Origin of the sequence: Mesorhizobium sp. M1050 (assembly GCF_040318715.1) — a bacterium.
Lineage (GTDB): Bacteria > Pseudomonadota > Alphaproteobacteria > Rhizobiales > Rhizobiaceae > Mesorhizobium.
Genome location: NZ_JAMYMV010000040.1, coordinates 32,378 through 55,353, shown reverse-complemented (window position 1 = coordinate 55,353; position 22,976 = coordinate 32,378). Strand labels below are relative to the sequence as shown.

Sequence of the window (22,976 nt, the reverse complement as noted above, 5' to 3'; positions counted from 1 at the left end):
TTTGCGCTGGCGCAAACTCTTGAGCAAAAAAACTGCGCTTGGGTTCCCATGCGGCGTCGCGCATGCACGTCACAATGCACGTGCCCCTTGCCGCCCGCCTGTCGCCATGGGAACACTCTCGATCAGACCGGTTGGGTGCCTGATAGTCGGATTCGGGAGGGGACAGAGTTGGCTAACCTCGATCGCTCGCTGATTGCCGGGCTTTCTGCCTTTGAGGGCGTGGCCGTCACGGATCTCGACCGCATAGTCGGACAGGCCAGATCGCTCCGGATTGCCAAGGACCAACCTGTATTCGAGCAGGAGCAGGAAGCACATTCCTTTTTCCTGCTGCTCGACGGACATGTGCGCGTCGTGAGATCGATGCCTGACGGCCAGGAGGTTATTGTGCGCTACATCAGTCCGGGTGAGTTGATGGGTATCGCCCACGCGCTGGGCCGCACCACCTATCCGGCAAATGCGATCGCTGCCGTCGACTGCGTGGCTCTTGCCTGGCCAAGCCAGCTATGGCCGACATTCGCAATGGATTTCCCGAGCTTCAGTGCCAACACTTACAAGACCGTCGGCAGTAGGTTGCAGGACGCCCATACCCGGGTCATCGAGATGTCGACCGAGCAGGTGGATCAGCGCGTCGCCCATGCCCTGCTCAAGCTGGTCAAGCAGACGGGCAGGAAGACCGAGGAAGGGATTCTGATAGACTTCCCGATCTCACGCCAGGACATAGCCGAGATGACGGGAACGACGCTCCATACGGTGAGCCGGCTGCTCTCGGCATGGGAAGAGCAGGGATTGGTCAAAAGCGGGCGCCAGAAGGTGACCGTGGTCGAACCTCACCGGCTCCTGCTGATCGCGGAAGGCCGCATCGAGAAAAGCTAGCCTCAGTCGGTGTTTTCGATTGCGGCCTGCAAATCGCTGCTGAGTTGTTCCTCGTTTAGATGATGCTCCCGTGCCGCGTCGGAAACGGTGTGGAATGAAGCGATCGGGCAGCCCACGCAAAGCATGCCGTGCTGGAGCACGACGCGGATGGCCGCTGGAAAATCGTGCATTATTTCGTCCATCGTCGCGTCGTCGGTGAGTTTGCGTTTCATGACGCTTTGCCCGCGTTTGCAAGCGGACATGTTGCGTCGGCTTTGCGAGATGCTCGTTGCGCCAGGACAAACAGCAAGCAGCCCGATGCACAATCACATCGGAACGGCGCAGATAGTCGACCGCGTCAGGAACCGCTTTCCCCGTCCATTGTCGAGCGAGAACATGCCGCCGTGACCAGGCACAATGTCGATGAAGAGATCGGTATGCTTCCACGCCGCGAATTGCGGAGCGCCGATATAGAAGGCGCATTGCCGATCTCGCCGAGCAGCACATCCTGGTCGCCGACGATGAACCCCGCACGCGGATAGCACATGGGCGAAGAGCCATCACAGCAGCCGCCGGATTGATGAAACAGCACCGGGCCGTGCTCGGCGACGATTTCGGCGATCAGTTCAAGGGCCGCCGGTGTCCCGGTGACCTTCGCTCGCATGGTGATTTCCGATTTCCTTTGGCGCGGCCCGTCACGGAGCCGCGCCAGTGAGTCAAAGCGCCGATCAGAAGAAGCCGAGCTTTTTCGGGCTGTAGCTAACCAGCATGTTCTTGGTCTGTTGGTAGTGATCGAGCATCATCTTGTGCGTCTCGCGGCCGATGCCGGACTGCTTGTAGCCGCCAAAGGCCGCATGCGCGGGATAGGCGTGGTAGCAGTTGGTCCAGACCCGGCCGGCCTGGATCGCGCGGCCGAACCGGTAGGCGCGGTTACTGTCACGGGTCCAGACACCGGCGCCGAGGCCGTAGAGCGTGTCGTTGGCAATTGCCAGCGCTTCGTCGTCATCCTTGAAGGTGGTGACCGAAACCACGGGCCCGAAGATCTCTTCCTGGAAGATGCGCATCTTGTTGTGACCCTTGAACACCGTCGGCTTGACGTAGTAGCCGCCGGCCAGATCACCAGGCAGAACGTTGCGCTCGCCGCCGGTCAGTAGTTCGGCGCCTTCCTGGCGGCCGATGTCGATGTAGGACAGGATCTTTTCCAACTGCTCGGACGAGGCCTGGGCACCGATCATTGTTACCGGATCGAGCGGATCGCCCTGCACGATCGCCTCGACGCGCTTGAGGGCACGTTCCATGAAGATATCGTAGATCGATTCATGAATGAGCGCGCGGCTTGGGCAGGTGCAGACTTCGCCCTGGTTCAGCGCGAACATGACGAAGCCTTCGATCGCCTTGTCGAAGAAGTCGTCATCTTCGGCGACAACGTCCTTGAAGAAGATATTGGGCGACTTCCCACCCAGTTCGAGTGTGACGGGGATCAGGTTCTGGCTGGCATATTGCATGATCAGCCGGCCCGTCGTGGTCTCGCCGGTAAAGGCGATCTTGGCAATGCGCGGCGAGGACGCGAGCGGCTTGCCGGCCTCAAGGCCGAAGCCGTTGACGATGTTGAGCACGCCCGGCGGCAGCAGATCGCCGATAAGATCGGCCCACAGCAAGATGGCGGCCGGTGTCTGTTCGGCAGGCTTCAGGACCACGCAGTTTCCGGCGGCAAGTGCAGGAGCAAGCTTCCAGCATGCCATCAGCAGCGGGAAGTTCCAGGGGATGATCTGGCCGACCACGCCGAGCGGCTCGTGGAAATGATAGGCGACTGTGTCATCGTCGATCTGCGAAAGGCTGCCTTCCTGTCCGCGCACGGCGCCGGCGAAATAGCGGAAATGATCAATGGCGAGCGGCAGGTCGGCGGCAGTCGTTTCGCGGATCGGCTTGCCGTTGTCCCAGGTTTCGGCGCATGCGAGGAGATCGAGGTTCTCTTCCATACGGTCGGCGATGCGGTTGAGGATAAGCGAGCGCTCTGCCACGCTGGTGCGCGCCCAGGCGTCCTTGGCGGCATGGGCCGCGTCGAGGGCCGCCTCGATGTCGTGGGCATCTGATCGCGCCACCTCGCACAGCAGCTGACCGTTCACCGGTGAGAAATTCTCGAAGTAGCGACCGGAGTGCGGCTCGGCCCATTTGCCGCCGATGAAATTGCCGTAGCGCTTGTCGAAGGGCGCCTTTACGGGACGTGAAAATTCAACCTTGTTCATGTGTCTTCCTCCCGAAGCTGACGTCGCGGGTTGCGACGCTTGGAAAGAGACTTGCGATCTCCCATCGCCATTGTCACTGCGTCGGGGACGGTGGGCGGACGGGATGTGTCGCATAATTGCGACACTCACGCGAGGATTTGAATGGTCAGTGAGACCTATGGACGTCCAGGCGGTTGAGCTTGCGGTGAAGCGTCGCGCGGCTAATGCCGAGCGCCTGAGCCGCGGCCGAGACATTTCCGTCCGCCCGCGCCAGCGCACGCTGCAGGACGCCACGCTCCGCCTCGGCGAGGACTTCGGGGCCGTTCTCGGCCCAGCCGAGCAGATCGGCTGCGGGCATTGGCTTGTCGAAACACCGTTGCGTAATTCCAAGCGCCAGGCGAGCCGAACGTGTCGCACCGACCACGAGGCCGTCGGCGTCAACGGCGATCAACGCGCCGGAACCCTTGTCGGGCACCGGCGCCAGAAGGATTCGTGCCTTGGGGAATGCCATCTTGAAGGTCTCCGCCTCGATCCGACGCGCGGCATCGACCACGGCCATCGAAATAAGATTGGCAAAGGCTTCAGTGAGGTCGGCCCGGCAGGAGGACACATCAAGCGCGGCTGCAAGCTCTCCCTGGTGATCGTAGATTGGAGCGGTGGTGCAACTCAGCCCGGTGTTGCGCGTATGAAAATGTTGGTCGCGGTGGATCGTCAGCGCGCGCTGTTCAACCAGGCAAGTGCCGATACCATTGGTGCCTTGGCTTTCCTCGTTCCAGACTGAACCAGTCCACAGACCCCAGGAATGAAACGTCTCGTCATCCACGGGCGCGCCGCGCCGTTCGACCGGAACGCCGTCGCGATGGGCGAGCAGGACGCAGCATCCAACGCCGCCCACCGCAAGATAGAGCCGGTCCAGACTTGATTGAGCAGCCCGGACGAGTGGCTCGATGTGTTGCCGGACCTCTCCCAATTCTGCCTCCGTCAGATAGCGTGGGGGGCTGCAATCGGTCGGATTGAGCCGATGCAAGCTGGAAGACCGTCGCCAGGAGGCGACCAGCGCGGACTTCGCCGCCGTGTCCGACGCGATCGCGGCCTGAATGCGGTCGGCATGATGACCGGATAGATCCTCGCCCATGCTTATCCTCCCAAAACCCCGACTGCTCCGTCACATCCCAAACCAGTGTCGCGCCAGGTTCCGCTTTCAATCAGCGCACTGTCAATTCGACGGAAGGAGCAGACAGGGGGAAGAACATCCTTCCATGTTCTCCTGTCTGTCAGCGACATTTAGCCAATCGACAGTCGTCTTCGCCGAAGCATTCTCTCGCATGCCCCCCTCGGTCGATGCTCCCAAAGCCTAGCGACATGCACTGAGCATTCTTTGATCGAAAGCAAAGTCCGCGCGGATTTTACCGACTCGTGGCCGGGGTAAGCTGAGCAGCACTTATCGGCGCGATATTAAAAGCTGCCGCCTGCGGAAAGCCTTTCGGTGGCCCCGTGGGCGGATGGCTCTCGAGATCTCGCAAGCGGGCATGCAGGCACCCGTGCCCTATGTGCGCAGTGGAAACTTCGTGATAACCAGTGGCTTTCAGTTACGGCGATGCAATCGTAAAATGCCCGACGTTTGGACGGGTGGCTTTTCCCACCTAGCTGCCCAAGACCAAAAAAGACAATGACATTAATATGATATACAGCAAACTTGCCGTGGCACCCATGATGGATGGGACAGATAGATACGTAATATCAGATACTTGCGGGAGGCCGTGTGCAAAAATCGCACAAGAAAGTTCTGCTTCTCTTCTTTTTTCGTTCCCACGACGGAGCCGCCGACAGCCCCTTTCCGACGCTCTTCTGCCGACGATATCGACCGCTCCAATGCGGATGTTCGCCGGGATATCCGTGAACCTTATTGCCCGCGCTGCAGCGCCCAGTTTGCTTGGCGTTGTTGGAAGCTTTTCGAACTTTCTACCTAGCGCGCGCAATTCGGCTGGAAGCGGTCCAATGGCGGATTGCACGGTTCGCGGCGTCGGTGCACTCCGGCACGCGAGAGTAGGCCTCGGAGAGGCGTTCTGAATCAGGTCAAAATGACACGATTTGGTGCGGCATGCCTACATAGGTTTGTCGCCAGCGTCGGCCATTTCGTCCTTGAAGGTAACTTTCGTGCCCTTTTGCACCATCGAGGCGAGGTCTTCGGCATCCCAGTTCGTCAGCCTGATGCAGCCATGCGAGAAGGTCTTCCCGATCTTGCCGGGTTCGGGCGTGCCGTGAATGCCGTAGCTTTCGATGGAGAGATCGATCCATATCGACCCCACCGGATTGTTCGGGCCGGCAGCGATGGTGAAGGGTCGCTTGGTCTTGACGCCCTTGAAAGCGAAGTGGGGATCGTAGTGATAGGTCGGATTGTGCACCACGCGTTTTACCTCTGCCTGGCCACTCGGCGCCGGCTTTTCGTCGCTGCCGATCGAGGCGGGGTAGACCGCAAGTGCTTTACCGGAAGGATCAAGCGCGCGTAACACGCGAGCCTCCTTGTCGACCTCAACCGCGGCAATGGCGGCGCCAGGATCGCGCCGGTCAATATCAGGGACCAGCAACTTCGTGCCGGCCTTTCTAAAGCCGATGCCAGGATTGAGCCTTTGCAACAGGGGTTCGCTGATATGAAAGCGCTCCGCCAGCTTCTCGGCCGCATTGCGATAGCCGAGCCTCGACAGCCGGGCCATCCGCTCCAGGCGTGCCGGAATTCGCTTGGTAAAAGGTCCGCGCACATCCTTGCGCGTTAGCTCATAGGTAATCAGGACTGGGCTCGAGGAGGTGGCCAACAGCTTGTCCCAGGTCTGCTGAGTGAGCTTGCCATCGGACGGGAATCCGTTCGCCGTCTGGAAGGCGCTGACCGCCTTGGTGAAGCTCTCACCAAGGTGGCCGTCGATCAGGCCCGGCGAGAAGCGCGCGCGATCCAAAAGAATTTGCGCCTTCAGAACGGCTGGGTTGAAACCCTTTGGGGTGTCGGATGCGAATTGAGCCTGGTTGACGGCGCTCAGGTCCAGCTTAGCCGCTTCCGCCCCGCCACAAGCGAAGAGCAACGCTGCGGCGACAACTAGGAGCCTGATCATGGATTTCACTCCGGACGGGAATCTCCCTATATGACGCGGCACGGCCTATTAGGTTCCGTTCTCTCGGCCCAAGGCAGTTGTTATTCAAGGCTTTAGCACCATGCGCGACCTCGTAACGGTCCTCACATCCAGTCGGACAAAGTGGTCGAACTCGCTCCGGACAGGGTCGCAACGACACCCAGCATTACATGTTGCTCGCGGAACTTTTGTGAAGCTGAGCCCTTCCTTCATTTGAACCGTGGACGAGGTCTAAATGGCAAGTCTGGGAAAATTGGCGATTGCGATGCTTGGCGTCCTGGCATACCAGAATCGCGACAAGATCGGCGATATGATCCGTGAAGCGGGAAATCGTAATCCCAACGACCCGCAAGGCCGGATTCTGGATCAGATATCGAAAGGGGTGTCCGGTACGGCCCTTGGCGACATCCTCGACCGATTCAGAGGGGCAGGGGTAGGATCGAAGGTCGACTCTTGGGTTGGCACCGGGCCGAACGAGCCGATGCAGCCAACCGACGTGGAAGCGGCCATTGACGAAGACACGCTCACTTCCCTTTCGATGCAGACGGGTCTTTCGCGCGAGGACCTCATCCGCAGGATCACGCGAGATTTGCCCGAGGCTGTCAACAAGATGACGCCACATGGTGATTTGCCAGCTGAGCCAGTGCAAGGCTCGGATGAGACCACCCTGCTCGACGACGTGCCCCCGCGTGGGCCGCAAGCCGAGAATTCAGCCAGCGATGTCTAGAGTGACCGTTCTAGACCGGGGAGGTCGGGTAAATCGCACACACCCGGCGGCTGGGATGCGCGGGCAGGGCCATCCCAACCCTGCGGCAGAAAAAGCAATCGCCGAGCTGAATCTATTGGCCTCTCTACTTGATTCCCGCTGGCGCATTCCGGGAACGTCAGTTCGTTATGGACTGGATGCCTTGGTGGGTCTGGTGCCCGTACTCGGAGATGTGGCGACGGGCCTGGTCTCGGCCTATATCGTCTTGCGAGCCCGAAATTGCGGGGCTGGAAATGGCTTGGTCGCCCGCATGTTAGGCAACGTGCTGCTTGATACGGCGGTAGGAAGCGTTCCTATTCTCGGGTCGATTTCGACGTCTATTTTAAGGCGAACAATCGCAACATAAGGCTGCTCCGCCGTTACCTCCAGAGGTAAAGGCCGAAGGCCTGAATGCGGTGGCACGCAACTGCCGTAAGGGTCAACTGTGCGTCAAGCGCTCCTGCTGGTTCGCGTGGAGGATAGAACTTCTCACCCTGCAATGTCTCCCCGGTTGCCAGGTTCGAAGCGTCCCTTCGCTCAGCATGGCGACGATCCGATTACGAGTTGGGCAAGCCAGGCAGCATCTGCCTCAGCACGCGATCGTGTAGGAAGACATGGTGAAAGATAGCCGCGGCGGCGTGCAGGCCCGCGAGCCACATGATCACATCGCCGAGCGTGCCATGAATCTCGGCAAGGGATGCGCCGGGGCCCCAGGCGCCAAAGAATGGGCCAAGGGCGCCGAGGCCGTATACCGTGACCGGGCGGCCCCCAAACCATGCACCGAGTATCGCCGTCGCAGGGACGGCGAACAGCAGCGCGTAGAGCGCCCAATGCGTTATCTTCGCCGCAACATCCATCCAGAGAGGCATGGGCGGCGACTCCGGAATACGGTCGAAAAAACGCCACGCCAGGCGTATGACGAGCAGCATGAAAACGGTGAAACCGAGCGATTCATGAAGCTGCAGCGTGGCAGCGTTAGCCGGCGCATAGACGCGCGTTGGAGGGCCGCCTTGCGAGACCAGGAAGGCGACGAGTACGAGCAGCGCCGTAAGCCAGTGAAAAGCCTGGGCGAGGCTGCCGTAGCGAATTCTTGTACCTGATATCGACATGAAAGGGCTCCGAAACGGTGTCGGAGACTATTTTCTCCGAAGCTGGCTTTAGTGTGCCTGTGCAGTAATTGTTCATCCAAGCGCAACGACGTTTACGATGCGGCTGAGCCGACGGGGCGGCCCGTACAGGAAGAGCGTGCTCAGCGATCGTCGATTTGGCCACGTCGAGCGGTTCAGCGGCGCGCAGGGCAGTATCCAAGAAAGCTGTGGCCGCCCAAGAGCGCTCCCGGTCTGCGATCCTTTTTGAATGAAATGCGCAGTCAGGTCGATCGTTGGACAGTGGGCCACCTCCTGGTCTGCCTTTGCTGGCGCGGAATCGAGTCCTTAGTTTGCTGCCTCCCCAGCATCTCTTGCCGCAAGCGAACCGAGCGCCGACCAGTCGAGATTGTCGCCGCCATGGGCGAGCAGACTCAGGAAACGGTCACGCAGAAGGCTGGCGATGGGAAGCGGTACGCGCAGTTCTTCAGCCGCCGCGAGCACCAGCCGGATGTCCTTCTGGCCAAGTGGTGCCGCGAACCCTGCCGGCTCGAATTTTCGATCGACGATCAGCCCGCCATAGGTCTTGTAGACAGGAGCGCCAAACAACGTCGAGGTGAGCATATCGAGATACTGGTGTCGATCGACGCCGCCCTTGCTAACCAGCGCAATCGCCTCGCCGAGGGATTCGATAACCGAAGCGATCAGGAAATTGCCGCTGAGTTTTACAAGATTGGCGGCCTTGGGCGTCTCGGAGACAACGAAAGTCCTCTGCCCAACGGCGTCGAAGAACGGAGTTGCGGTCGTGACGGCCTCCGGCTCGCCGGCGGCAACGACAAAGAGCTTTCCATCCGCCGCAGCCTCAGGCCGACCGAACACGGGAGCAGCGACGAAGCGTTGGCCGGCTGCGGCGTGATCAGCTGTGAGCCGCTCCGCCAAGGCAACACTAATCGTACTGGAGGAGACATGGATCGCGCCTTTGGCCAGGCTCGTTAGCACGCGTTGATCGCCATACACCACGCTTTCGACCGCATGGTCGTCTGCCAGCATCGTCACGACGATCTCGCCATCGCAGGCTTCCGCAACCTCGGCGGCAGCCCGGGCGCCCATCTGGACGAGTTCCTCGTCCTTGCCGGGCGTCCGGTTGTAGACGGTAACGTCATGCCCGGCCTTCAAAAGGTTGGCTGCCATTCCAGCACCCATGCGCCCGAGTCCAATGAAACCAACATTCAAGGGTCTTCCTTGTCGGTGACCGCCCAGATCCAGTAAGCGCTCTGAAGCGGCTGCGGGGTGGGGATCGATGCTGCCTCGGACTCTGGTCCGATCGCAGGGATCATCCCGCATGCGCGGACGATCTTACTCGATTTTTTTGTCGCGACGGCTGTGCTTTGAGTTCTCGGGTGCCGTTTTGCCCCGGGACAAGCGGATCGACCGGCCGGTATCCCGCACGGCGCCAGCGCCATCGTCAGACATATTTCCGCCAGTCATGCTCCTCGCGGAACCCGAGTACCTCGCGCGCCTTGCGGTTGGACAGCGGCGCTTCGAATTCGCCCATCGGGCGGGTGACCGGCACGTCAGGGCACCAGCGCCTCAAGAAGGCCTCGGTCGGCTCGTCGGCGGTGATCGTGTCGTTGACGGCGTTGAAAACCTGGAAACCGAGACCGTCCCTACGGACGCAAAGATCGACGATCTGACCCAAGTCGCGCGCGTCGATATAGCTCCAGGCATTGCGCTTGCGCGACAACGGATCGGCGACGAAACTCCGGAACCGGTCGTATTCATGCGGCTCGATCACGTTGCCGATGCGAAGCGCATAGATGTCTGTACCGAAGCGCATGGCGAAGGCGCGCGCCGTTTTCTCGTTCACCACCTTGGACAGGCCGTAGCTGTCCATCGGGTCGACATCGTAATCCTCCTCCAGGGGAAACTGGTGGAAGTCCTTGTCGCCTTCGGCGAAGCAGACGCCATAGGTCGTCTCACTGGACGCGATGATGATCTTGCGGATGCCGAGCTTTGTAGCCGCCTCGATGACATTGTAGGTCGAAGCGACATTGGCCTGGAAGGTGACGTTGTCGGGGCGCAGCAACAAGGCGGGGATGGCGGCAAAATGCACGACGGCATCCACCGGTGCAGGCCCCTTGCCGGTGGTGAGCCCGCTACTGTCGAAATGCATCGACAACGCGTTGAAGGTCTGCCCGCTGTCGGTGAGATCGGTGATCAACGTCCTGACACCGGGATGGGCGAACGGTACCAGATCGAGGTTGAGCACCTCGTGGCCGCGCTCCAGCAAGTAGGGAATAGCGTGCCGGCCGGCCTTGCCGGTGCCGCCGGTAAAGATGATGCGCTTGCCTGGGGTATCGGATGCGGACATGGTGAGCCTCCTTTGATGTTTATCGATGCGGTTCGCCTGCCGCCAAAGTCAGCGGCCACCTCGATCTGCGGTGGCGCTGGCTTATGCCGCCCGTTCCATAGGGATATTCCGACATTTCCGGTTTGCTCGCAGCGTTGAGTTCGGCAATGTTTTCGTCCGTCAGCGTCAGCTTGGCCGCACCGAGATTGTCGGCCAGTTGCTCTCGTGTCCGAGCCCCGAGAATAACCGACGTGACCGCTGGCTGTGCGGCGACCCATGCCAGCGCGACCTGCGCCATGCTCGCCCCAAGCGCTTTTGCGATATCTTCCACCGCCCCAATCGTTCCAGGTGATCGGCCTGGCGTTGCGGGCGTCGAACGCTTCCATGCCGCGTTTGGGATTTTCGCCAAGGCGCGTGGCGCCCGTTGGCATCTGGTCGCGCTTGTATTTGCCTGAGAGGCATTCGCCGCCCAGCGGCGACCACGGCAGCAGGCCGATACCGGCGTCGAGCGACGCCGGCACAAGCTCATGTTCGATGTCGCGGACCAGCAGGCTGTATTGTGGTTGCAGCGTCACGGGTGGCGTGTAGCCATTGGCTTTGGCCAGCCACGCCGCCTTGGTCAGATGCCAGCCCAGGAAGTTCGAGAACCCGTAATAGGCGATCTTTCCGTTACGGATCGACTCGTCGAGAATGCGTAGCGTCTCCTCCAGCGGCGTCAGCGCGTCCCAGGCCTGCATCTGGTAAAGATCAACCTGCTCGACGCCCAGGCGCTTGAGCGAGGCATCGAGCGCTGCCCCAAGATGCTTGCGCGACAGGCCGAGATCGTTCGGTCCTGCGCCCATGGGGAACCGACCCTTGGTGGCGATCACCAGATCCTTGGCGTTTCCTGGCTTGCTCTTCAGCCAGCGGCCGATGATTTCCTCTGACACGCCGGCACTGTAGACGTCGGCCGTATCGATGAAATTGCCGCCGGCCTCGACATAATCATCCATAAGCGCGAACGATGTAGCTTCGTCGGACTCGTGTCCAAAAGTCATGGTGCCAAGGCAATAGGCCGAGACGACGGCACCACTATTGCCAAGCTTGCGATACTCCATAGTCTTGCTCCTTCAGGGATTTCAATCGGGCCTGCCGCGCCGCGGGCCGATGCTACGTCTCCTCAGGCTGCCTTTGATTGAGCTCGCCAGAGATCGATCCCACCCTCGGTTGCGTACCTGTCGATTTTGTAGAGTTCTTCGGTATTGAATTCGAGATTCTCCAAAGCGCCGAGGGAATCATCGAGTTGGGCCACGTTGCGCGCGCCTACCAGCGCGCTCGTTACGCGTGAATCTCGCAAGGTCCACGCGATCGCCATCTGGGCAAGTGTCTGTCCGCGGTCGCTTGCGATCGCGTTCAGTCCGCGGACTCGCTCTATGTTTGCATCACTCAGCAGCTTTGTGTCGAACGAGCCGCCACGCGCTGCACGCGCGCCGTCCGGGACGCCATTCAGATACTTTGATGTCAACAACCCCTGAGCCAAAGGCGAAAATGCGATACAGCCGGCACCAAGCTCTTCCAGCGTATCGAGCAACCCATCCTCAATCCAGCGGTTCAGCATGGAGTAGGAGGGTTGGTGGATAAGCAGGGGAACTCCTTCCGCGCGCAGGACGCGCTCGGCTTCCCGAGTGCGATCTGGCCCATACGATGAAATGCCGACGTAGAGCGCCTTGCCTTGCCGTACCATCTGCACGAGCGCGGCGATGGTTTCTTCGAGCGGAACATCCAATGTCGGGCGGTGGGAATAGAAGATATCGACATATTCGACACCCATTCGCTTCAGACTCTGGTCGAGCGATGCAAGCAGGTGCTTGCGCGATCCTCCCGCCCCATAAGGACCCGGCCACATATCCCAACCGGCTTTCGAGGAGATGATCATCTCGTCGCGGTGGCTCGAAAAGTCTCTTTTGAGGACCAGTCCGAAATTCTCTTCCGCCGACCCGTAGGGCGGGCCATAATTGTTCGCCAGGTCGAAATGAGTAACTCCCTGGTCGAAGGCACGCCGGATCACGGACCGGCCGGTCTCGAAGACATCCTGACCACCGAAGTTCTGCCATAACCCCAACGAAATCGGTGGGAGCTTCAGCCCCGACCGACCACAGCGGCGGTAGGCAATCGCGTGGTATCTCTTGGCATCTGCAACGTACATTCAAGCCTCGTATTTGTATTGCATGCGCCATTTCGGCCCATCGGCCGCGCAGCATTCGAGAGGTTGAATACCATCGTCGATTAATGAATCAATGGGTGATAGGTAATCAGATCAATGAGCGGTACTCATCGATGCCCAATTGATTGTCACCCATGGTCGGCCTCCGCAAAGTTCATTTCAGCGGATTGATATCGCGTATCACCTGAATGAGGGCACTGATGCCGAAGGGCAGTTGCCGGCGACTCGAATAGTACATGGACAATGGTGGGCCGATTGAAGACCATTGCGGCAGTGCCACTTCCAGCCGCCCTGCTGCAAGGTGAGGGCTAGCGAGCTTTTCCAGGCAATAAAAAAGACCAAGGCCGTCGATCGCAGCATTGATGGCGAAAGCCGACTCACTTGATATGAGTGAGCCAGGAACGTCGATCTCGCGCCGATCGTCGCCCTGCTCGAATTCCCATTTGTAAATCTGCCCTCGCCCCGTGCGGATGCGGATACATTGATGGAAATGAAGGTCGTCGGGCAATTCCGGCCGACCGTGGCGCTCGAAGTAGGGCGGTGCACCGACGACCACCCACTTGAGTGGTGGCGTCAATGGAATGGCGATCATGTCCTCGGGTATCGTGCCACCATATCTGAGACCAGCGTCGAAACCTTCCGCAGTCACGTCGACGAAGTGATCGTCGACCGCAATCTCCAATTCGATGTTGGGAAAGCGCTGCAGGAAGATCGGCAATACCGGGCGCAAAAGCAAAATCGACGCATCACGCAGTACATTCAACCGCACACTCCCGGCGGTCCCTTCATGGTGCCCGTGCAGTTCTTCCAGCCCGGAATTGATAAGATCGAGGCCAGCACTCACTTTTTCGGCAAGCGCGCTTCCTGCTACCGTTGGAGCAACGCTTCGGCTTGTCCGGTTTAGCAGCCTTACGCCAAGTCGCTCTTCAAGCGCTTTCACCCGGTGGCTGAGTGCTGATGCGGTTACGCCGAGATTGTCCGCCGCCTTTCTAAAACTGCGATACTGTACGATGAGCAGGAATATCGAAAGGTCGTACACTTCAGCGCGACTGAGCGACATAACAACTCCCATCATCGAGATCGCCACGGCCTGGGCGTTGGTCCAGAGATAAAAAATCACCGATGTGGCATTGAGCAGACGACATCGAAATCCTCACGATTGATCCACCATGCCACAGAAAAATACCGCCGCCACCCGCAAGACGTGTCGAGCCGACGAGTGCGCCGAACCGTGCCCTGGCCGGCCGTGACGGGTGCTCTCCACGTTGAAAGCGAGCCACTCGTCGATTTCGGTCGGATTGGGGGGACGCGGAAACTCGTCGACCGCGCCTTTCTCGAAATTTGGCACGCAGCCGGTGACGGCCCAAATCATTGCCCCTCCAGATCACGCGCCGAAGGTTCTTTCTAGAACTCCTAGCGAACCCGAGCAGACCTAACAGCAGTTCTCAACCAAAAAAGGCCCTATGACTTCAAAAAACTGCCGGATATTGCTCATACCGCTGCCAGGGAAGAACTCACTCCCGCTCGATGTCTAATCCTCGATCCGCTGTGGCACTGACGCGGAATTGAATAACGAGGCATATCCCTGTTTCGGTCCACCGTTTCTCAGCGCAATGGATCAGAGATGCCGCAATTTGCGCGCATCTGCACCGTCTGCAGGAGGCACTATGCGGTTTAAAGGCAAAGACGTTCTCGTGACCGGTGGGAATTCGGGAATAGGCCGCGGGATCGTTCACTATTTCCTGAAAGAGGGAGCCCGGGTGGCGTTCGCAGGCCGCGATCGTGAGAAGGGCCGCGCCGTTGAAGTGGAAGCAAAGGCGATTAACGGCGAAGCCCGCTTTTTCTCGTGCGATCTATCAGAGGAACATCAAGTCGAGGATTTGATCGGCCAAATCGGCCATTGGGGGCGGCTGCGGGTTGTGGTCAACAACGCAGGCGCTGGTTCGCGCCGGAGCGGCATCGAACCAGGCGATCGCCCCGGATCGAGATGGGACAAGATGCGCGGCGCCAACCTGGACTCCACCTATTTTGTAGCCTCCTACGCCTTGCCGGTGATGCGGGATTTCGGCGGCGGTGCGATTGTCAACATATCGTCCACGGCCACGTTGCATGGCAATTGGGGCCTGTACTGCGTCGCCAAGGCGGCCGTCGAAGCGCTCACGCGATCGCTGGCCATCGAAGGGGCTCCACATCGGATCCGGGCGAATTGCGTCAGTCCCGGCTGGATTGCCACCGAAACCGATGCAGCGGCGCCAGCGTCTGGTGCCAGCGACTGGACTGTGGCGCCAAGCGTGTTCGGCCGGATGGGCACGTCGGCCGAAATTGCTGCGGCTGTCGCGTTCCTGGCGAGCGATGAAGCTTCGTTCATCACGGGCCAGACGTTGGTCGCGGACGGGGGCCTATCGATCCTGGATTACACGTCGATGTCGCTGCTCGAGCAGCGCGGGTCAGTCCTGTTCTCAGGCATGGTCGGCGACACTCCGTAAGGGTGACGTCCCGGCATCTCCATTGGTCCGGTCCAGTTCGCCAAAGGTGCTGAACCTGTTGCGCGTCTATTCCTTTAGATTGGATAGATTTCAGCGGGTGAGGACGCTGTGCCCGAACGACAGCGCGGTCGGGGCCGCTTTTCGTCAGATGCGCATGGTCCATTCCGGCGCATCAGCTCTCGGCCAGTACCAGTTCGATCCGTGTCTTTATCTTTGCGGGTTAGCCCGTCTGATGAGCGAGAGCACCATTTCCCTCTTCGAAAACAGCCGCATTCTTGAGATAGCAGGCGATTGGGCCTTATCAGTTGACTTCAGCGAGGCGATGCCCGGCACGGTGACGCCGTTTACTACGTCGCGGACCAGACTGGACAAGAAGGTATCGTCTCCCCGACAGGGATCAGGCCTTGGCGCTTCACAAGGTGCTCGAGAACTAATGACAATGATATTCGCCGGTCTTGTGGTTCGTATGGCACCCGTTGCTATCAGTGCCGCCACTATGCGCATAGGCATTGGTCACAAGAGCCATAGTCAAAACGGTCAACGCGGCCATAATTGCTGTTTTCATGTTCCCCCTCCGAAGTAATGTCGGCACCAAAGCACTATTCGTGCGTCGGCACAACGCCTGGGGGGAACGTTTCTCGCGTTCGGCAAAAGAAGTTGGCCGGCGTCAGGGTGGGAGCTGTTGGGCTGTGCGGCGCCGGCCAAGCGGACATCAGGTCCGCCGCCCAACACACATCGCCGATTCTTCCAAGCGAAGTTATGGTGTGATCACGGGAGAACAGAAGCTGCTGGACTTTCGTGGCTGATACCGCGACATCCTTCGCCGGCAGCTTTCCGAGCTAAGAGACGGTGAACTGGTGGGCTCCGTTTATCGGCCCACAATGCCTGCCCAGCCGATTGAAGCGGAGCACGACATGCCTTCAAAGCACGTGGGATGCCAGGTGCCTGTGCGCGGTTGCGACCGCGCGATCGGTGCTTCAGTCGGCATGAAGCCCGTCAGCAGCGACAAAAGATGCTATCAACCAAACGCATGAAACTCACCGGTACATACATCGGCTGCTTGGGTTTCTCCTCAAGCTTTTCATCCCCGAAAGAATTGCCTCCCAGGTGCGGCTCGATATCCGAAGCTTGACGATTCTATCCCACGTCCGCCTCACGTCCGCACCCTCAGCGCCTGCTCCAGCCTGTCGGCAATCTGTGTGACGATATAGGCAATCACCATATAGATCACGACGGCAATCACGAAGGCTTCGAGGTAGTAGTAGTTCAGCGCAGCGGTCAACTGGGACTGGGCGAAGATATCGACAACCTCGATGGCGAATCCGAGAGAAAGGGCCTTCATGATGACCATCATCGAAGTTGTCAGGTCAGGAATTGCCGTGAGGGCCACCTGGGGAAATAGGATACGTCGGAACAGTTGGCCGCCCGTATAGCCCAGCGAATGGGCTGCGTCCGACTGACCGGTGTCGAATGCATTCAGGGCTCCCTTGATAATCTCCGATTGGAACGCGGCGACACAGCCGGTAATCGCAACGACAAGGATGACCCAATTGGGGGTTTCGTGGGCGTTGAAGTTGATCCCCAGCAATGAGAACAGGAACTGGAATGCGGGCGGCAGACCGAAATAGGCGAGGAAAATCACGATGACCATCGGAACGCCCTTGAAGACGATCTTGTAAGTCATGATGAGCTCTCGCAGCACCGGTACCCGTCTGTATTCGATAAGCGCGAATATGCTGCCGACTATCGTCGACAGGACGAAAATCATGAGCGCCATTCCAATTGTCACGGGTACGGCACTCAAAATTTCCTGCGTGTCCTGGAGCAAAATATCGGTATCAAACATGGTTGAATACCCTTACGTCAGACGCTCGCGAGGAGCTCGTTCTTGATCGGAGTTGTTGTCGTCGCCTCAGGCGCTTGCATCGGTGATCGAAGCTCGAAGAAGCGCACGATGAGCCATGCGACCAGGCACATCATCGAATAGATGACCGCCAGGACGAGGTAGGTTTCGAACTGGAACTGGTTGTAGTCGCGTTCCATGATCAGATGCGCGGTCGCCATGACGTCGGCCGCCCCGATATACATGACCAGCGCAACGTTATGGATCAGGTAGATGATGGAGTTCCCATAGCCCGGCAAAGCGAAGTGCACCGCCTGAGGACCCACGACGCGAGTAATTTTCTGTCGGAACGTATATCCAAGGCTGTCGGCCGCATCGTGCTGGCCGCGATCGACGGCCAGGTATGCAGGCCGCATGACTTCCGACAGATAGCCGCCGTGGTAGAGGCTCAACCCCACCATGGCAGCCATCGTCGCCGAAATAAAATCTTTGGCGCCGAATAGGATCACCAACAGCGGAAGCCCATAAAACGCGACGAACAACTGCAGTACGACAGGAACACTGCGGGCATAGGACACGTAGAGGTCCACCAGGTGACTGATGACTGGCACTCTGCGGACCCGGAGGGTTGTCGCGATGAGAGCCAGGCAGAACCCGGAAATGAGGGCTGTAAACGTGATGGCGAGCGTCAGCGGCAGTGCCGAGAGCAACTCGGGAATCATAGCAGATACATCCACTTTGAAACGCTCCTTCTTGCAATTCAGCCTTGCCGCTGACTAGCGAATATGGTCGTCGACGGCCGTGCTATTTCATGTACTGGACGATGCCCTCGCCGAACCACTTCTGCGAGAGCTTTTCGATCGTGCCGTCGTCTTTCAGTTCCTTGAGAACCTTGTTCACATCGTCGGCCAGAACCTTGTTCTCGTCAGATCGGTGGATCAGCATGTAGGTGTTGTTGCTGAACACTGGTTCGGACGCCACGATATCGAGTTTCTTTTGCTCGATAACGGTCTGCTCACCGAGATTCGACGGCAGGACGAGAGCGTCGAACTTGCCGTTCTGAACTTCGTCAAGCCGGTTCGGGTAGGGGATACCGGCACTCGATGCCGTGACTTCGAGCTTGTATTGCGGGTTTTCTTTCTGCCAATTCATGATGAACTTGTAGGTTCCACCGCCGGCCGTGGTCGGAACGATCCTCTTGCCGACCAGGTCTTTCATTTCCTTAATGCCGCTGTCTTTCTTGCTGTAAATCTTCATCAGGCTGGCGCCCATAGGATTTTCCGGAATGAGGAACTGCTTGGCGCGCTCGGGGGACTTGTAGTAGCCACCCACCGCGATGTCGTACTTGCCCGTGGCGAGGCCAGTTTCCTGCGCTATATCCGAGACACCTTCCATCTCGAACTTGTATTGCGGCAGCTTTGCATTGATCGCCCTCAGGAGATCGGGCTCATAGCCTTGCGGTTCGACGCCGATCGCGCCCCATGCCAGCGGCTTGGATTCGGCAGATGTCGCGATCTTGATCGTCCGGACCGTTTCGCCGTGACTGATCCCCAAGGTTGCAAGGGCGATTGCGATGCCGCCGGCAACAGCCAAGGCAGCGCGGCGGGACAAACTGGATGTGATTGCAGACATTTCTTAGGTTCCCTTCTTGTTGAGCTATTGAAAAGCGAGTTCGGACTGCAGGAATTGAGCAAGTCGCGGGCTGGAAGGTGCATCGAAGATTTCAGCCGGGCTGCCATCGGCGGCAACCACGCCACGATCCATGAAGACGATCCGGTTGGAGATGTTCTTTGCGAATTGCATCTCGTGGGTCACAAGCAGCGAAGTGATCCCTGACGAGGTGACATCCTTGATCACCTTCAGGACTTCACCGACGAGCTCGGGATCCAGCGATGACGTAGGCTCATCGAAGAGTATCACGTCGGGGCGAACCGCCAAGGCGCGCGCGATGCCGGTGCGCTGGAGTTGGCCGCCCGACAGTTGGGAGGGATAGCTGTCTCGCTTCGGGGCGAGGCCGACCCGCTCGAGCTCCCGCAAGGCGATCTCCCGCGCCTCATCTGGGGACTTGCGCTGCACGACGACCAGGGGATCCATCACGTTCTGCAGGACCGTCATGTTCTTGAAGACGTTGAATTGCTGAAAGACCATCGCCGTTCGCAACCGGATCGCCTGGACAGCGGCCTTGTCGGCACGCTGGTAATCCATCCGAATCTGATCGAAGGCGATGGTTCCTGACGACGGCTTGGCCAGATAGTTGATGCATTTCAGCAACGTGGTCTTGCCGGTGCCGCTGGGGCCGATGATCGACACCACATCACCCCGCTTTACCGAGAGATTGACGCCGTTCAGAACCTGGGTGCTTCCGTAAGACAGCTTTACGTCTTTGAGTTCAAGCATTGCTGGTTAGCCCTTCGGAAAGTGTGAGACGGACTGCTTTGACCGTATGCGATATCATCACCCGCTCTCCGCATGGCCCAGAACGTGCATCAGCCGGTTTGCCCAGCCGAAGATCGATATGGCATGGATCAGGTCGATGATCTCGCGGTCATCCATGCCGACTGATCGAAGCGCGGCGATATCGTCTGCCGTCGCTTCCGACGGGGCCGCCGACAGGCGGCGGGCAAAACTGTAGATTGCCGCATCGCGCGGCCCAAGCTTTTCGGGTTTGTCGAGGTACAGCGCGGTGACCACATCGTCGCTCTTGGTCAACTCCGCATGTCGGCGGGCGTGAACAACGGCGCAGAATTTGCAGCCATTGACCATTGATGCGCCCAATGCGCCAAGTTCGCGATCGGGACGGGCGAGCCCGCCCTCGACGTACATGATCGCGTTGAACAGAACCGTGCGGGCAAGATAGCTTTCCGGATCATGGACAAGGGTCCGTACATATTCCGAAACTTTCTTGGCGGAGGGCGTAACCTTCATCGCATCGAGCTGTTCCGGCGTGGCCTCGGAAAGCTCGACCGGCGCGATGTACGGATGCCAATTCAATGGCTTCAGACGAACCGAGGAAATCATGTCGGCCTCATCAGGCGCAAGCCGGTCGCCACCCGTGTCTGGAAGTTGACAAAAGCGATCAGCTCGGAGAGCGCGACGATCTGAGGATTGTTCAATCCAGCCTTCTCCAGGAGAGCGATATGGCTCGCTTCCGCCTTTTTCGGCGTCAGGGTGACCAGGTCAACATGACGAACGATGGTCGCCAGGGGTTCATTCAAATCCGTTCCCCCCTGGGCCAAGGCCAGAAGCTGCTCATTCGGACCAAGCTGAGCCAGCTGCACATCATATTCGGCCACCAGGACCGGATCGGCGTTCAGGGCCGCCATGCGACGGGCAAGAGCAACACGCAAATTCGGCGCCAGCCCCTGATCGGTTGCCGGGTGCAGCACCGAGAGGCGACATTCTTCTGCCCCTCGCACGAATTCGGGCCGAAACCGCCTTGTGGCGAAGAGGGTATCATCCGGTGAAAGGCCGGCAGCCTTGTCCATCGCGTCGATCACAACGCAGCCTCCTTCTGCAGCAAGGGAGTTGAATCGACCCACTCGTCGCCCAGAAGTTCGGGCGTGTCGTAGGCGATCAGATTGGCGAAGTGGGTTTCGACATCCTCGGCAAACAGCGATGCGGCAATGCCGCGGACCAGACGGTCGGCACCGGCGCTGACGGCCGGGATATCGCCGGAGACCTTGCCATGCGTCAGCATGGCGGCGTCGTTGAAGCAGTGGATATGCGACAGCATCGGGCAGGAGCCGGGGACGCGTTCCCGAAACTCGAAGGCGGGACCGAGATCCGGCGCATCGGACATGCCTGCACGAGCCGGCCCCATATCCGGCGTATATCGGCCATCCGACCAAATGCGGATATGTGGGGCGATCGCCGCGAATTCCGGGCGGCCGCTGAAGTCATTTGAAAAGCCGGTTGCCGCGATCAGGAAGTCGTAGCGCATCGGCCCTTGTGTGGTTTCGATCAGCAGGCTTCCCGCATCTTCCTTGACCGCGACGATGCCGCAGTCCAGAAAGAACCGGGCATTCGCGTGGCGAGACACGCGAAGTGTCGATGAACGCGGCGGCGGCGTCTGGGTGGAGGCGGTGTAGTCGAAGAACTTCCACTTCCAGGCATCGGGCAATTCATGCATGCCGAGTACAACACCCGGACTGCCGATGCCGGTCAGCTTGTTGATGCGCGGCATCTCCTTGCGCCGGATCAACATGTCGACAGATCCGGCGCCCGCCTCAAGTGCGGTCGCAGCATTGTCCATGGAAGAGGCACCGGCGCCGATAACTGCCACACGCTTGCCTTTCAGCGCATCGAAATCGATGTCGTCGGCAGAATGGGCCCAATAGGCGCGATCGATTGCGCTGAGAAAATCGGGCACGGCAAAACCGCCCAGGCCGGACCGACCGGTGGCCAGAACGAGATGACGGGTGAGAACCCGGCCCGTTTCCGCGCCTTCGATATCGATCGCAATCAGATCTCCAACAGGGGCTAGTCCGGTCATGCGCACGCTGTTGCGGACCGGCAGGCCAAGAACCTTGCGATACCAGACCAGGTAGTCCATCCACTGACCCTTGGGGATTTTGTCCAGCGACCGCCAGGCCTCAACGCCCCATTGCGCCGTGAACCAGGCGCGGAACGTCAATTGCGGCAGGCCGAGCGACGGACCGTGCAGGGTTTTTGGAGACCGGAGCGTTTGCATGCGGGCAAAGGTTACCCATGGCCCTTCGAGCCCTGCCGGAGCCGCGTCATAGGCGACGACATTGGTTATCCCCGTCAGCACCAGCTTTGCCGTGGCAGCAAGTCCACACATGCCGGCGCCGATCACCACGACGTCACGCACAGGAACACCATCGTGCGAACGCGCGGGGACCCATGGCTTGGCAGGCAGTTCGAGGAGGTCGAGATCCTGCGCCAGCTGTGCTTCGAGCGCGGCAAGACCTGTCAAATTTGGCGCGGCGGGGGTATGCTTCATATTCCTGTTCCGTAATTTGTGCCGGATGCAGGATCGCTCACCAATTGACCAGCGAGGGCCGGATCGAGTTTCTTGAAGCCGACGATCGACCGTTCAGCCACCGTCTCGACCGCATCTATCAACGCCTGCGCGACTGGACGAAGCGGACGTTTTTCGGCAGCCATAACGCCCCAATAAAAGAGAACGGTTGCGTCGATCGGGCGGATGACGACATCGGGCAGGGCGACGCCATAAGCGGTGAGGGGATCGATGACGGCTGCCGCACCGGTCTGACGCACGATCTGTAACGCGCCATATGCAGTATTCGTCCGGATCACTGGCCCTGTATCGATGCCCCGGGCAGCCAAAGCCTTGGAGACATGCAACTGGAAACGCAGGGGGTTGAGCAGTGTGGCGACGCGGCGACCGGCAAAGGCGGAAAGCGGTATGACGTCAAGTTCAGCCAGCGGATCGTCCTCCCGCACGGCCGCAACATCGGGCGCCGAATAGAGCCGCAGGACATCCAGACCAGGCGTATCGAGCGGCAGGCTTGAAAAGCCGATCTCGGCACGACCGCTGCGTACTTCCTGGGCGACGGTGGAAGGAAGAAACTGTCCGAGATGCGTCTCGTGCGGAAGCTCGATACCCTTGAGCTCGGCCATGGCCGTCGGAATTAGGCCAGTGCCGATCGCGGAGGTTGTGACGATCTGCAGGATCCGACCCCGGCCGGCGGCGATCATCTTGGCCCGCGCCGCGAGTTCGGTGAAGGACATCAGCAGTCGCCGCGCTTCTTCTTCAAATGCGACACCCTCTTCAGATAGCTGCACCCGTCGGCCGACCCGGTGCAGCAATTCGAAGCCAAGTTCGGCCTCAAGATCCTGAATGGTGCGTGTCACCGCAGGTTGGGAACGCCCGAGCATGTCAGCCGCCTTGGTAATGCTGCCGCTGGCAGCAACCGCAAGGAAGGTCTGAAGGTCCCGAGTTTCCATTTCTCCCTACATGTGAAATCCGTATGATTGACATCGTCTCATTCATTTTTGATATATGTCAAGCGGAAACTAATGTTCACACGGCGCTTGCCGGCTCCGAGCCGGAGCCCTTGATCGAAACCGGCTGGGGCAAA

At 59.5% G+C, this 22,976-nt stretch carries 23 protein-coding genes and 2 pseudogenes; 4 read left to right on the top strand and 21 right to left on the bottom strand.

The genetic code is table 11. The annotated features are described in order from the left end of the window. The first annotated feature begins 168 nt into the window (after positions 1 to 168). A complete protein-coding gene (locus tag NKH57_RS21095; RefSeq protein WP_352607490.1) occupies positions 169 to 873 on the top strand; it encodes a Crp/Fnr family transcriptional regulator in 705 nt (234 codons plus the stop codon). 2 nt (positions 874 to 875) lie between these two features. Here NKH57_RS21095 and NKH57_RS21090 read toward each other — a convergent pair whose 3' ends face one another. From NKH57_RS21090 to NKH57_RS21070, 5 genes and pseudogenes are all read right to left on the bottom strand, one after another. Beyond that, on the bottom strand, positions 876 to 1,085 hold the full coding sequence (locus NKH57_RS21090; RefSeq protein ID WP_023759194.1) for a DUF1858 domain-containing protein: 210 nt from the start codon (positions 1,083 to 1,085) through the stop codon (positions 876 to 878). Positions 1,086 to 1,178: 93 nt separating this feature from the next. After that, positions 1,179 to 1,516, bottom strand: a pseudogene (locus NKH57_RS21085) (DUF779 domain-containing protein). Positions 1,517 to 1,580: 64 nt separating this feature from the next. After that, complete coding sequence (gene adh / locus NKH57_RS21080; protein WP_352946896.1) at positions 1,581 to 3,098, bottom strand: aldehyde dehydrogenase; 1,518 nt, start codon at positions 3,096 to 3,098, stop codon at positions 1,581 to 1,583. Between the two features lie 145 nt (positions 3,099 to 3,243). Beyond that, positions 3,244 to 4,212: a helix-turn-helix domain-containing protein gene (locus NKH57_RS21075; protein WP_352946893.1), complete on the bottom strand. Its 969-nt coding sequence runs from the start codon at positions 4,210 to 4,212 to the stop codon at positions 3,244 to 3,246. Between the two features lie 970 nt (positions 4,213 to 5,182). Next, positions 5,183 to 6,181: a L,D-transpeptidase family protein gene (locus tag NKH57_RS21070; protein ID WP_352946890.1), complete on the bottom strand. Its 999-nt coding sequence runs from the start codon at positions 6,179 to 6,181 to the stop codon at positions 5,183 to 5,185. A gap of 253 nt (positions 6,182 to 6,434) precedes the next feature. Here NKH57_RS21070 and NKH57_RS21065 point away from each other — a divergent pair, with 253 nt between their 5' ends. Together NKH57_RS21065 and NKH57_RS21060 are read left to right on the top strand one after the other, a co-directional pair. Further along, complete coding sequence (locus NKH57_RS21065) at positions 6,435 to 6,926, top strand: YidB family protein (RefSeq protein WP_352946887.1); 492 nt, start codon at positions 6,435 to 6,437, stop codon at positions 6,924 to 6,926. Next, positions 6,820 to 7,311, top strand: a complete 492-nt coding sequence (locus tag NKH57_RS21060) for a DUF4112 domain-containing protein (RefSeq protein ID WP_352946884.1) — start codon at positions 6,820 to 6,822, stop codon at positions 7,309 to 7,311. The genes NKH57_RS21065 and NKH57_RS21060 overlap by 107 nt, the downstream gene beginning before the upstream one ends. Positions 7,312 to 7,501: 190 nt before the next feature. Here the strand turns inward: NKH57_RS21060 and NKH57_RS21055 are convergent, their stop codons facing one another. From NKH57_RS21055 to NKH57_RS21025, 7 genes and pseudogenes are all read right to left on the bottom strand, one after another. Beyond that, entirely contained in the window at positions 7,502 to 8,053 is a 552-nt protein-coding gene (locus NKH57_RS21055) for a cytochrome b (RefSeq protein WP_352946882.1), read from the bottom strand. Between the two features lie 324 nt (positions 8,054 to 8,377). Next, positions 8,378 to 9,262 carry an NAD(P)-dependent oxidoreductase gene (locus NKH57_RS21050; protein ID WP_352546913.1) on the bottom strand — a complete coding sequence of 295 codons (885 nt, stop codon included), beginning with the start codon at positions 9,260 to 9,262 and terminating at the stop codon, positions 8,378 to 8,380. 232 nt (positions 9,263 to 9,494) lie between these two features. After that, positions 9,495 to 10,400, bottom strand: coding sequence for an NAD-dependent epimerase/dehydratase family protein (locus tag NKH57_RS21045; RefSeq protein ID WP_352946879.1), 906 nt, complete (start codon positions 10,398 to 10,400; stop codon positions 9,495 to 9,497). A 19-nt stretch (positions 10,401 to 10,419) separates the two neighbouring features. Continuing rightward, positions 10,420 to 11,476 (bottom strand): annotated as a pseudogene (locus NKH57_RS21040) (aldo/keto reductase). A 62-nt stretch (positions 11,477 to 11,538) separates the two neighbouring features. Next, the gene (gene mgrA, locus NKH57_RS21035; protein ID WP_352946877.1) at positions 11,539 to 12,564 is read right to left on the bottom strand and encodes an L-glyceraldehyde 3-phosphate reductase; all 1,026 of its coding nucleotides are present in this window, start codon (positions 12,562 to 12,564) and stop codon (positions 11,539 to 11,541) included. A 172-nt stretch (positions 12,565 to 12,736) separates the two neighbouring features. Further along, on the bottom strand, positions 12,737 to 13,702 hold the full coding sequence (locus NKH57_RS21030) for a LysR family transcriptional regulator (RefSeq protein WP_502907322.1): 966 nt from the start codon (positions 13,700 to 13,702) through the stop codon (positions 12,737 to 12,739). 33 nt (positions 13,703 to 13,735) lie between these two features. Beyond that, the gene (locus tag NKH57_RS21025; RefSeq protein WP_352946876.1) at positions 13,736 to 13,954 is read right to left on the bottom strand and encodes a hypothetical protein; all 219 of its coding nucleotides are present in this window, start codon (positions 13,952 to 13,954) and stop codon (positions 13,736 to 13,738) included. A gap of 295 nt (positions 13,955 to 14,249) precedes the next feature. On the opposite strand from NKH57_RS21025, the gene NKH57_RS21020 reads away from it, so the two are divergent. Further along, positions 14,250 to 15,068 (top strand): SDR family NAD(P)-dependent oxidoreductase, encoded by an 819-nt coding sequence (locus tag NKH57_RS21020; RefSeq protein WP_352883611.1) that lies wholly within the window; start codon positions 14,250 to 14,252, stop codon positions 15,066 to 15,068. Between the two features lie 430 nt (positions 15,069 to 15,498). Here the strand turns inward: NKH57_RS21020 and NKH57_RS21015 are convergent, their stop codons facing one another. The 9 genes from NKH57_RS21015 to NKH57_RS20975 all read right to left on the bottom strand — a co-directional run bounded on the left by NKH57_RS21015 (position 15,499) and on the right by NKH57_RS20975 (position 22,842). After that, the gene (locus NKH57_RS21015) at positions 15,499 to 15,594 is read right to left on the bottom strand and encodes a YHYH domain-containing protein (protein WP_352547042.1); all 96 of its coding nucleotides are present in this window, start codon (positions 15,592 to 15,594) and stop codon (positions 15,499 to 15,501) included. A 627-nt stretch (positions 15,595 to 16,221) separates the two neighbouring features. Then, positions 16,222 to 16,914, bottom strand: coding sequence for an amino acid ABC transporter permease (locus tag NKH57_RS21010; protein WP_023809599.1), 693 nt, complete (start codon positions 16,912 to 16,914; stop codon positions 16,222 to 16,224). Between the two features lie 17 nt (positions 16,915 to 16,931). After that, positions 16,932 to 17,648: an amino acid ABC transporter permease gene (locus NKH57_RS21005; protein WP_352596104.1), complete on the bottom strand. Its 717-nt coding sequence runs from the start codon at positions 17,646 to 17,648 to the stop codon at positions 16,932 to 16,934. 67 nt (positions 17,649 to 17,715) lie between these two features. After that, on the bottom strand, positions 17,716 to 18,543 hold the full coding sequence (locus NKH57_RS21000; RefSeq protein WP_352946875.1) for a transporter substrate-binding domain-containing protein: 828 nt from the start codon (positions 18,541 to 18,543) through the stop codon (positions 17,716 to 17,718). Between the two features lie 24 nt (positions 18,544 to 18,567). Continuing rightward, positions 18,568 to 19,308 (bottom strand): amino acid ABC transporter ATP-binding protein, encoded by a 741-nt coding sequence (locus tag NKH57_RS20995; RefSeq protein WP_352763424.1) that lies wholly within the window; start codon positions 19,306 to 19,308, stop codon positions 18,568 to 18,570. 57 nt (positions 19,309 to 19,365) lie between these two features. Next, complete coding sequence (locus NKH57_RS20990; RefSeq protein ID WP_352946872.1) at positions 19,366 to 19,929, bottom strand: peroxidase-related enzyme; 564 nt, start codon at positions 19,927 to 19,929, stop codon at positions 19,366 to 19,368. Continuing rightward, entirely contained in the window at positions 19,926 to 20,408 is a 483-nt protein-coding gene (locus NKH57_RS20985; RefSeq protein ID WP_352946870.1) for a CMD domain-containing protein, read from the bottom strand. Before NKH57_RS20985 ends, NKH57_RS20990 begins: the two co-directional genes overlap by 4 nt. Beyond that, on the bottom strand, positions 20,405 to 21,874 hold the full coding sequence (locus tag NKH57_RS20980) for an NAD(P)-binding domain-containing protein (protein WP_352946868.1): 1,470 nt from the start codon (positions 21,872 to 21,874) through the stop codon (positions 20,405 to 20,407). The genes NKH57_RS20985 and NKH57_RS20980 overlap by 4 nt, the downstream gene beginning before the upstream one ends. Then, positions 21,871 to 22,842, bottom strand: a complete 972-nt coding sequence (locus NKH57_RS20975; protein ID WP_352946866.1) for a LysR family transcriptional regulator — start codon at positions 22,840 to 22,842, stop codon at positions 21,871 to 21,873. Before NKH57_RS20975 ends, NKH57_RS20980 begins: the two co-directional genes overlap by 4 nt. Positions 22,843 to 22,976 lie beyond the last annotated feature (134 nt).

What these genes read in the sequence shown, in the direction of transcription:
- NKH57_RS21000 (WP_352946875.1), bottom strand. Translation starts at nt 18,543, where the DNA reads ATGTCTGCAATCACATCCAGTTTGTCCCGCCGCGCTGCCTTGGCTGTT.
- NKH57_RS20980 (WP_352946868.1), bottom strand. Translation starts at nt 21,874, where the DNA reads ATGAAGCATACCCCCGCCGCGCCAAATTTGACAGGTCTTGCCGCGCTC.
- NKH57_RS21010 (WP_023809599.1), bottom strand. Translation starts at nt 16,914, where the DNA reads ATGTTTGATACCGATATTTTGCTCCAGGACACGCAGGAAATTTTGAGT.
- mgrA (WP_352946877.1), bottom strand. Translation starts at nt 12,564, where the DNA reads ATGTACGTTGCAGATGCCAAGAGATACCACGCGATTGCCTACCGCCGC.
- NKH57_RS21045 (WP_352946879.1), bottom strand. Translation starts at nt 10,400, where the DNA reads ATGTCCGCATCCGATACCCCAGGCAAGCGCATCATCTTTACCGGCGGC.
- NKH57_RS21055 (WP_352946882.1), bottom strand. Translation starts at nt 8,053, where the DNA reads ATGTCGATATCAGGTACAAGAATTCGCTACGGCAGCCTCGCCCAGGCT.
- NKH57_RS20975 (WP_352946866.1), bottom strand. Translation starts at nt 22,842, where the DNA reads ATGGAAACTCGGGACCTTCAGACCTTCCTTGCGGTTGCTGCCAGCGGC.
- NKH57_RS21025 (WP_352946876.1), bottom strand. Translation starts at nt 13,954, where the DNA reads ATGATTTGGGCCGTCACCGGCTGCGTGCCAAATTTCGAGAAAGGCGCG.
- NKH57_RS21065 (WP_352946887.1), top strand. Translation starts at nt 6,435, where the DNA reads ATGGCAAGTCTGGGAAAATTGGCGATTGCGATGCTTGGCGTCCTGGCA.
- NKH57_RS21015 (WP_352547042.1), bottom strand. Translation starts at nt 15,594, where the DNA reads ATGGCTCTTGTGACCAATGCCTATGCGCATAGTGGCGGCACTGATAGC.
- NKH57_RS20995 (WP_352763424.1), bottom strand. Translation starts at nt 19,308, where the DNA reads ATGCTTGAACTCAAAGACGTAAAGCTGTCTTACGGAAGCACCCAGGTT.
- NKH57_RS20990 (WP_352946872.1), bottom strand. Translation starts at nt 19,929, where the DNA reads ATGATTTCCTCGGTTCGTCTGAAGCCATTGAATTGGCATCCGTACATC.
- adh (WP_352946896.1), bottom strand. Translation starts at nt 3,098, where the DNA reads ATGAACAAGGTTGAATTTTCACGTCCCGTAAAGGCGCCCTTCGACAAG.
- NKH57_RS21060 (WP_352946884.1), top strand. Translation starts at nt 6,820, where the DNA reads ATGGTGATTTGCCAGCTGAGCCAGTGCAAGGCTCGGATGAGACCACCC.
- NKH57_RS21090 (WP_023759194.1), bottom strand. Translation starts at nt 1,085, where the DNA reads ATGAAACGCAAACTCACCGACGACGCGACGATGGACGAAATAATGCAC.
- NKH57_RS21070 (WP_352946890.1), bottom strand. Translation starts at nt 6,181, where the DNA reads ATGATCAGGCTCCTAGTTGTCGCCGCAGCGTTGCTCTTCGCTTGTGGC.
- NKH57_RS21075 (WP_352946893.1), bottom strand. Translation starts at nt 4,212, where the DNA reads ATGGGCGAGGATCTATCCGGTCATCATGCCGACCGCATTCAGGCCGCG.
- NKH57_RS21020 (WP_352883611.1), top strand. Translation starts at nt 14,250, where the DNA reads ATGCGGTTTAAAGGCAAAGACGTTCTCGTGACCGGTGGGAATTCGGGA.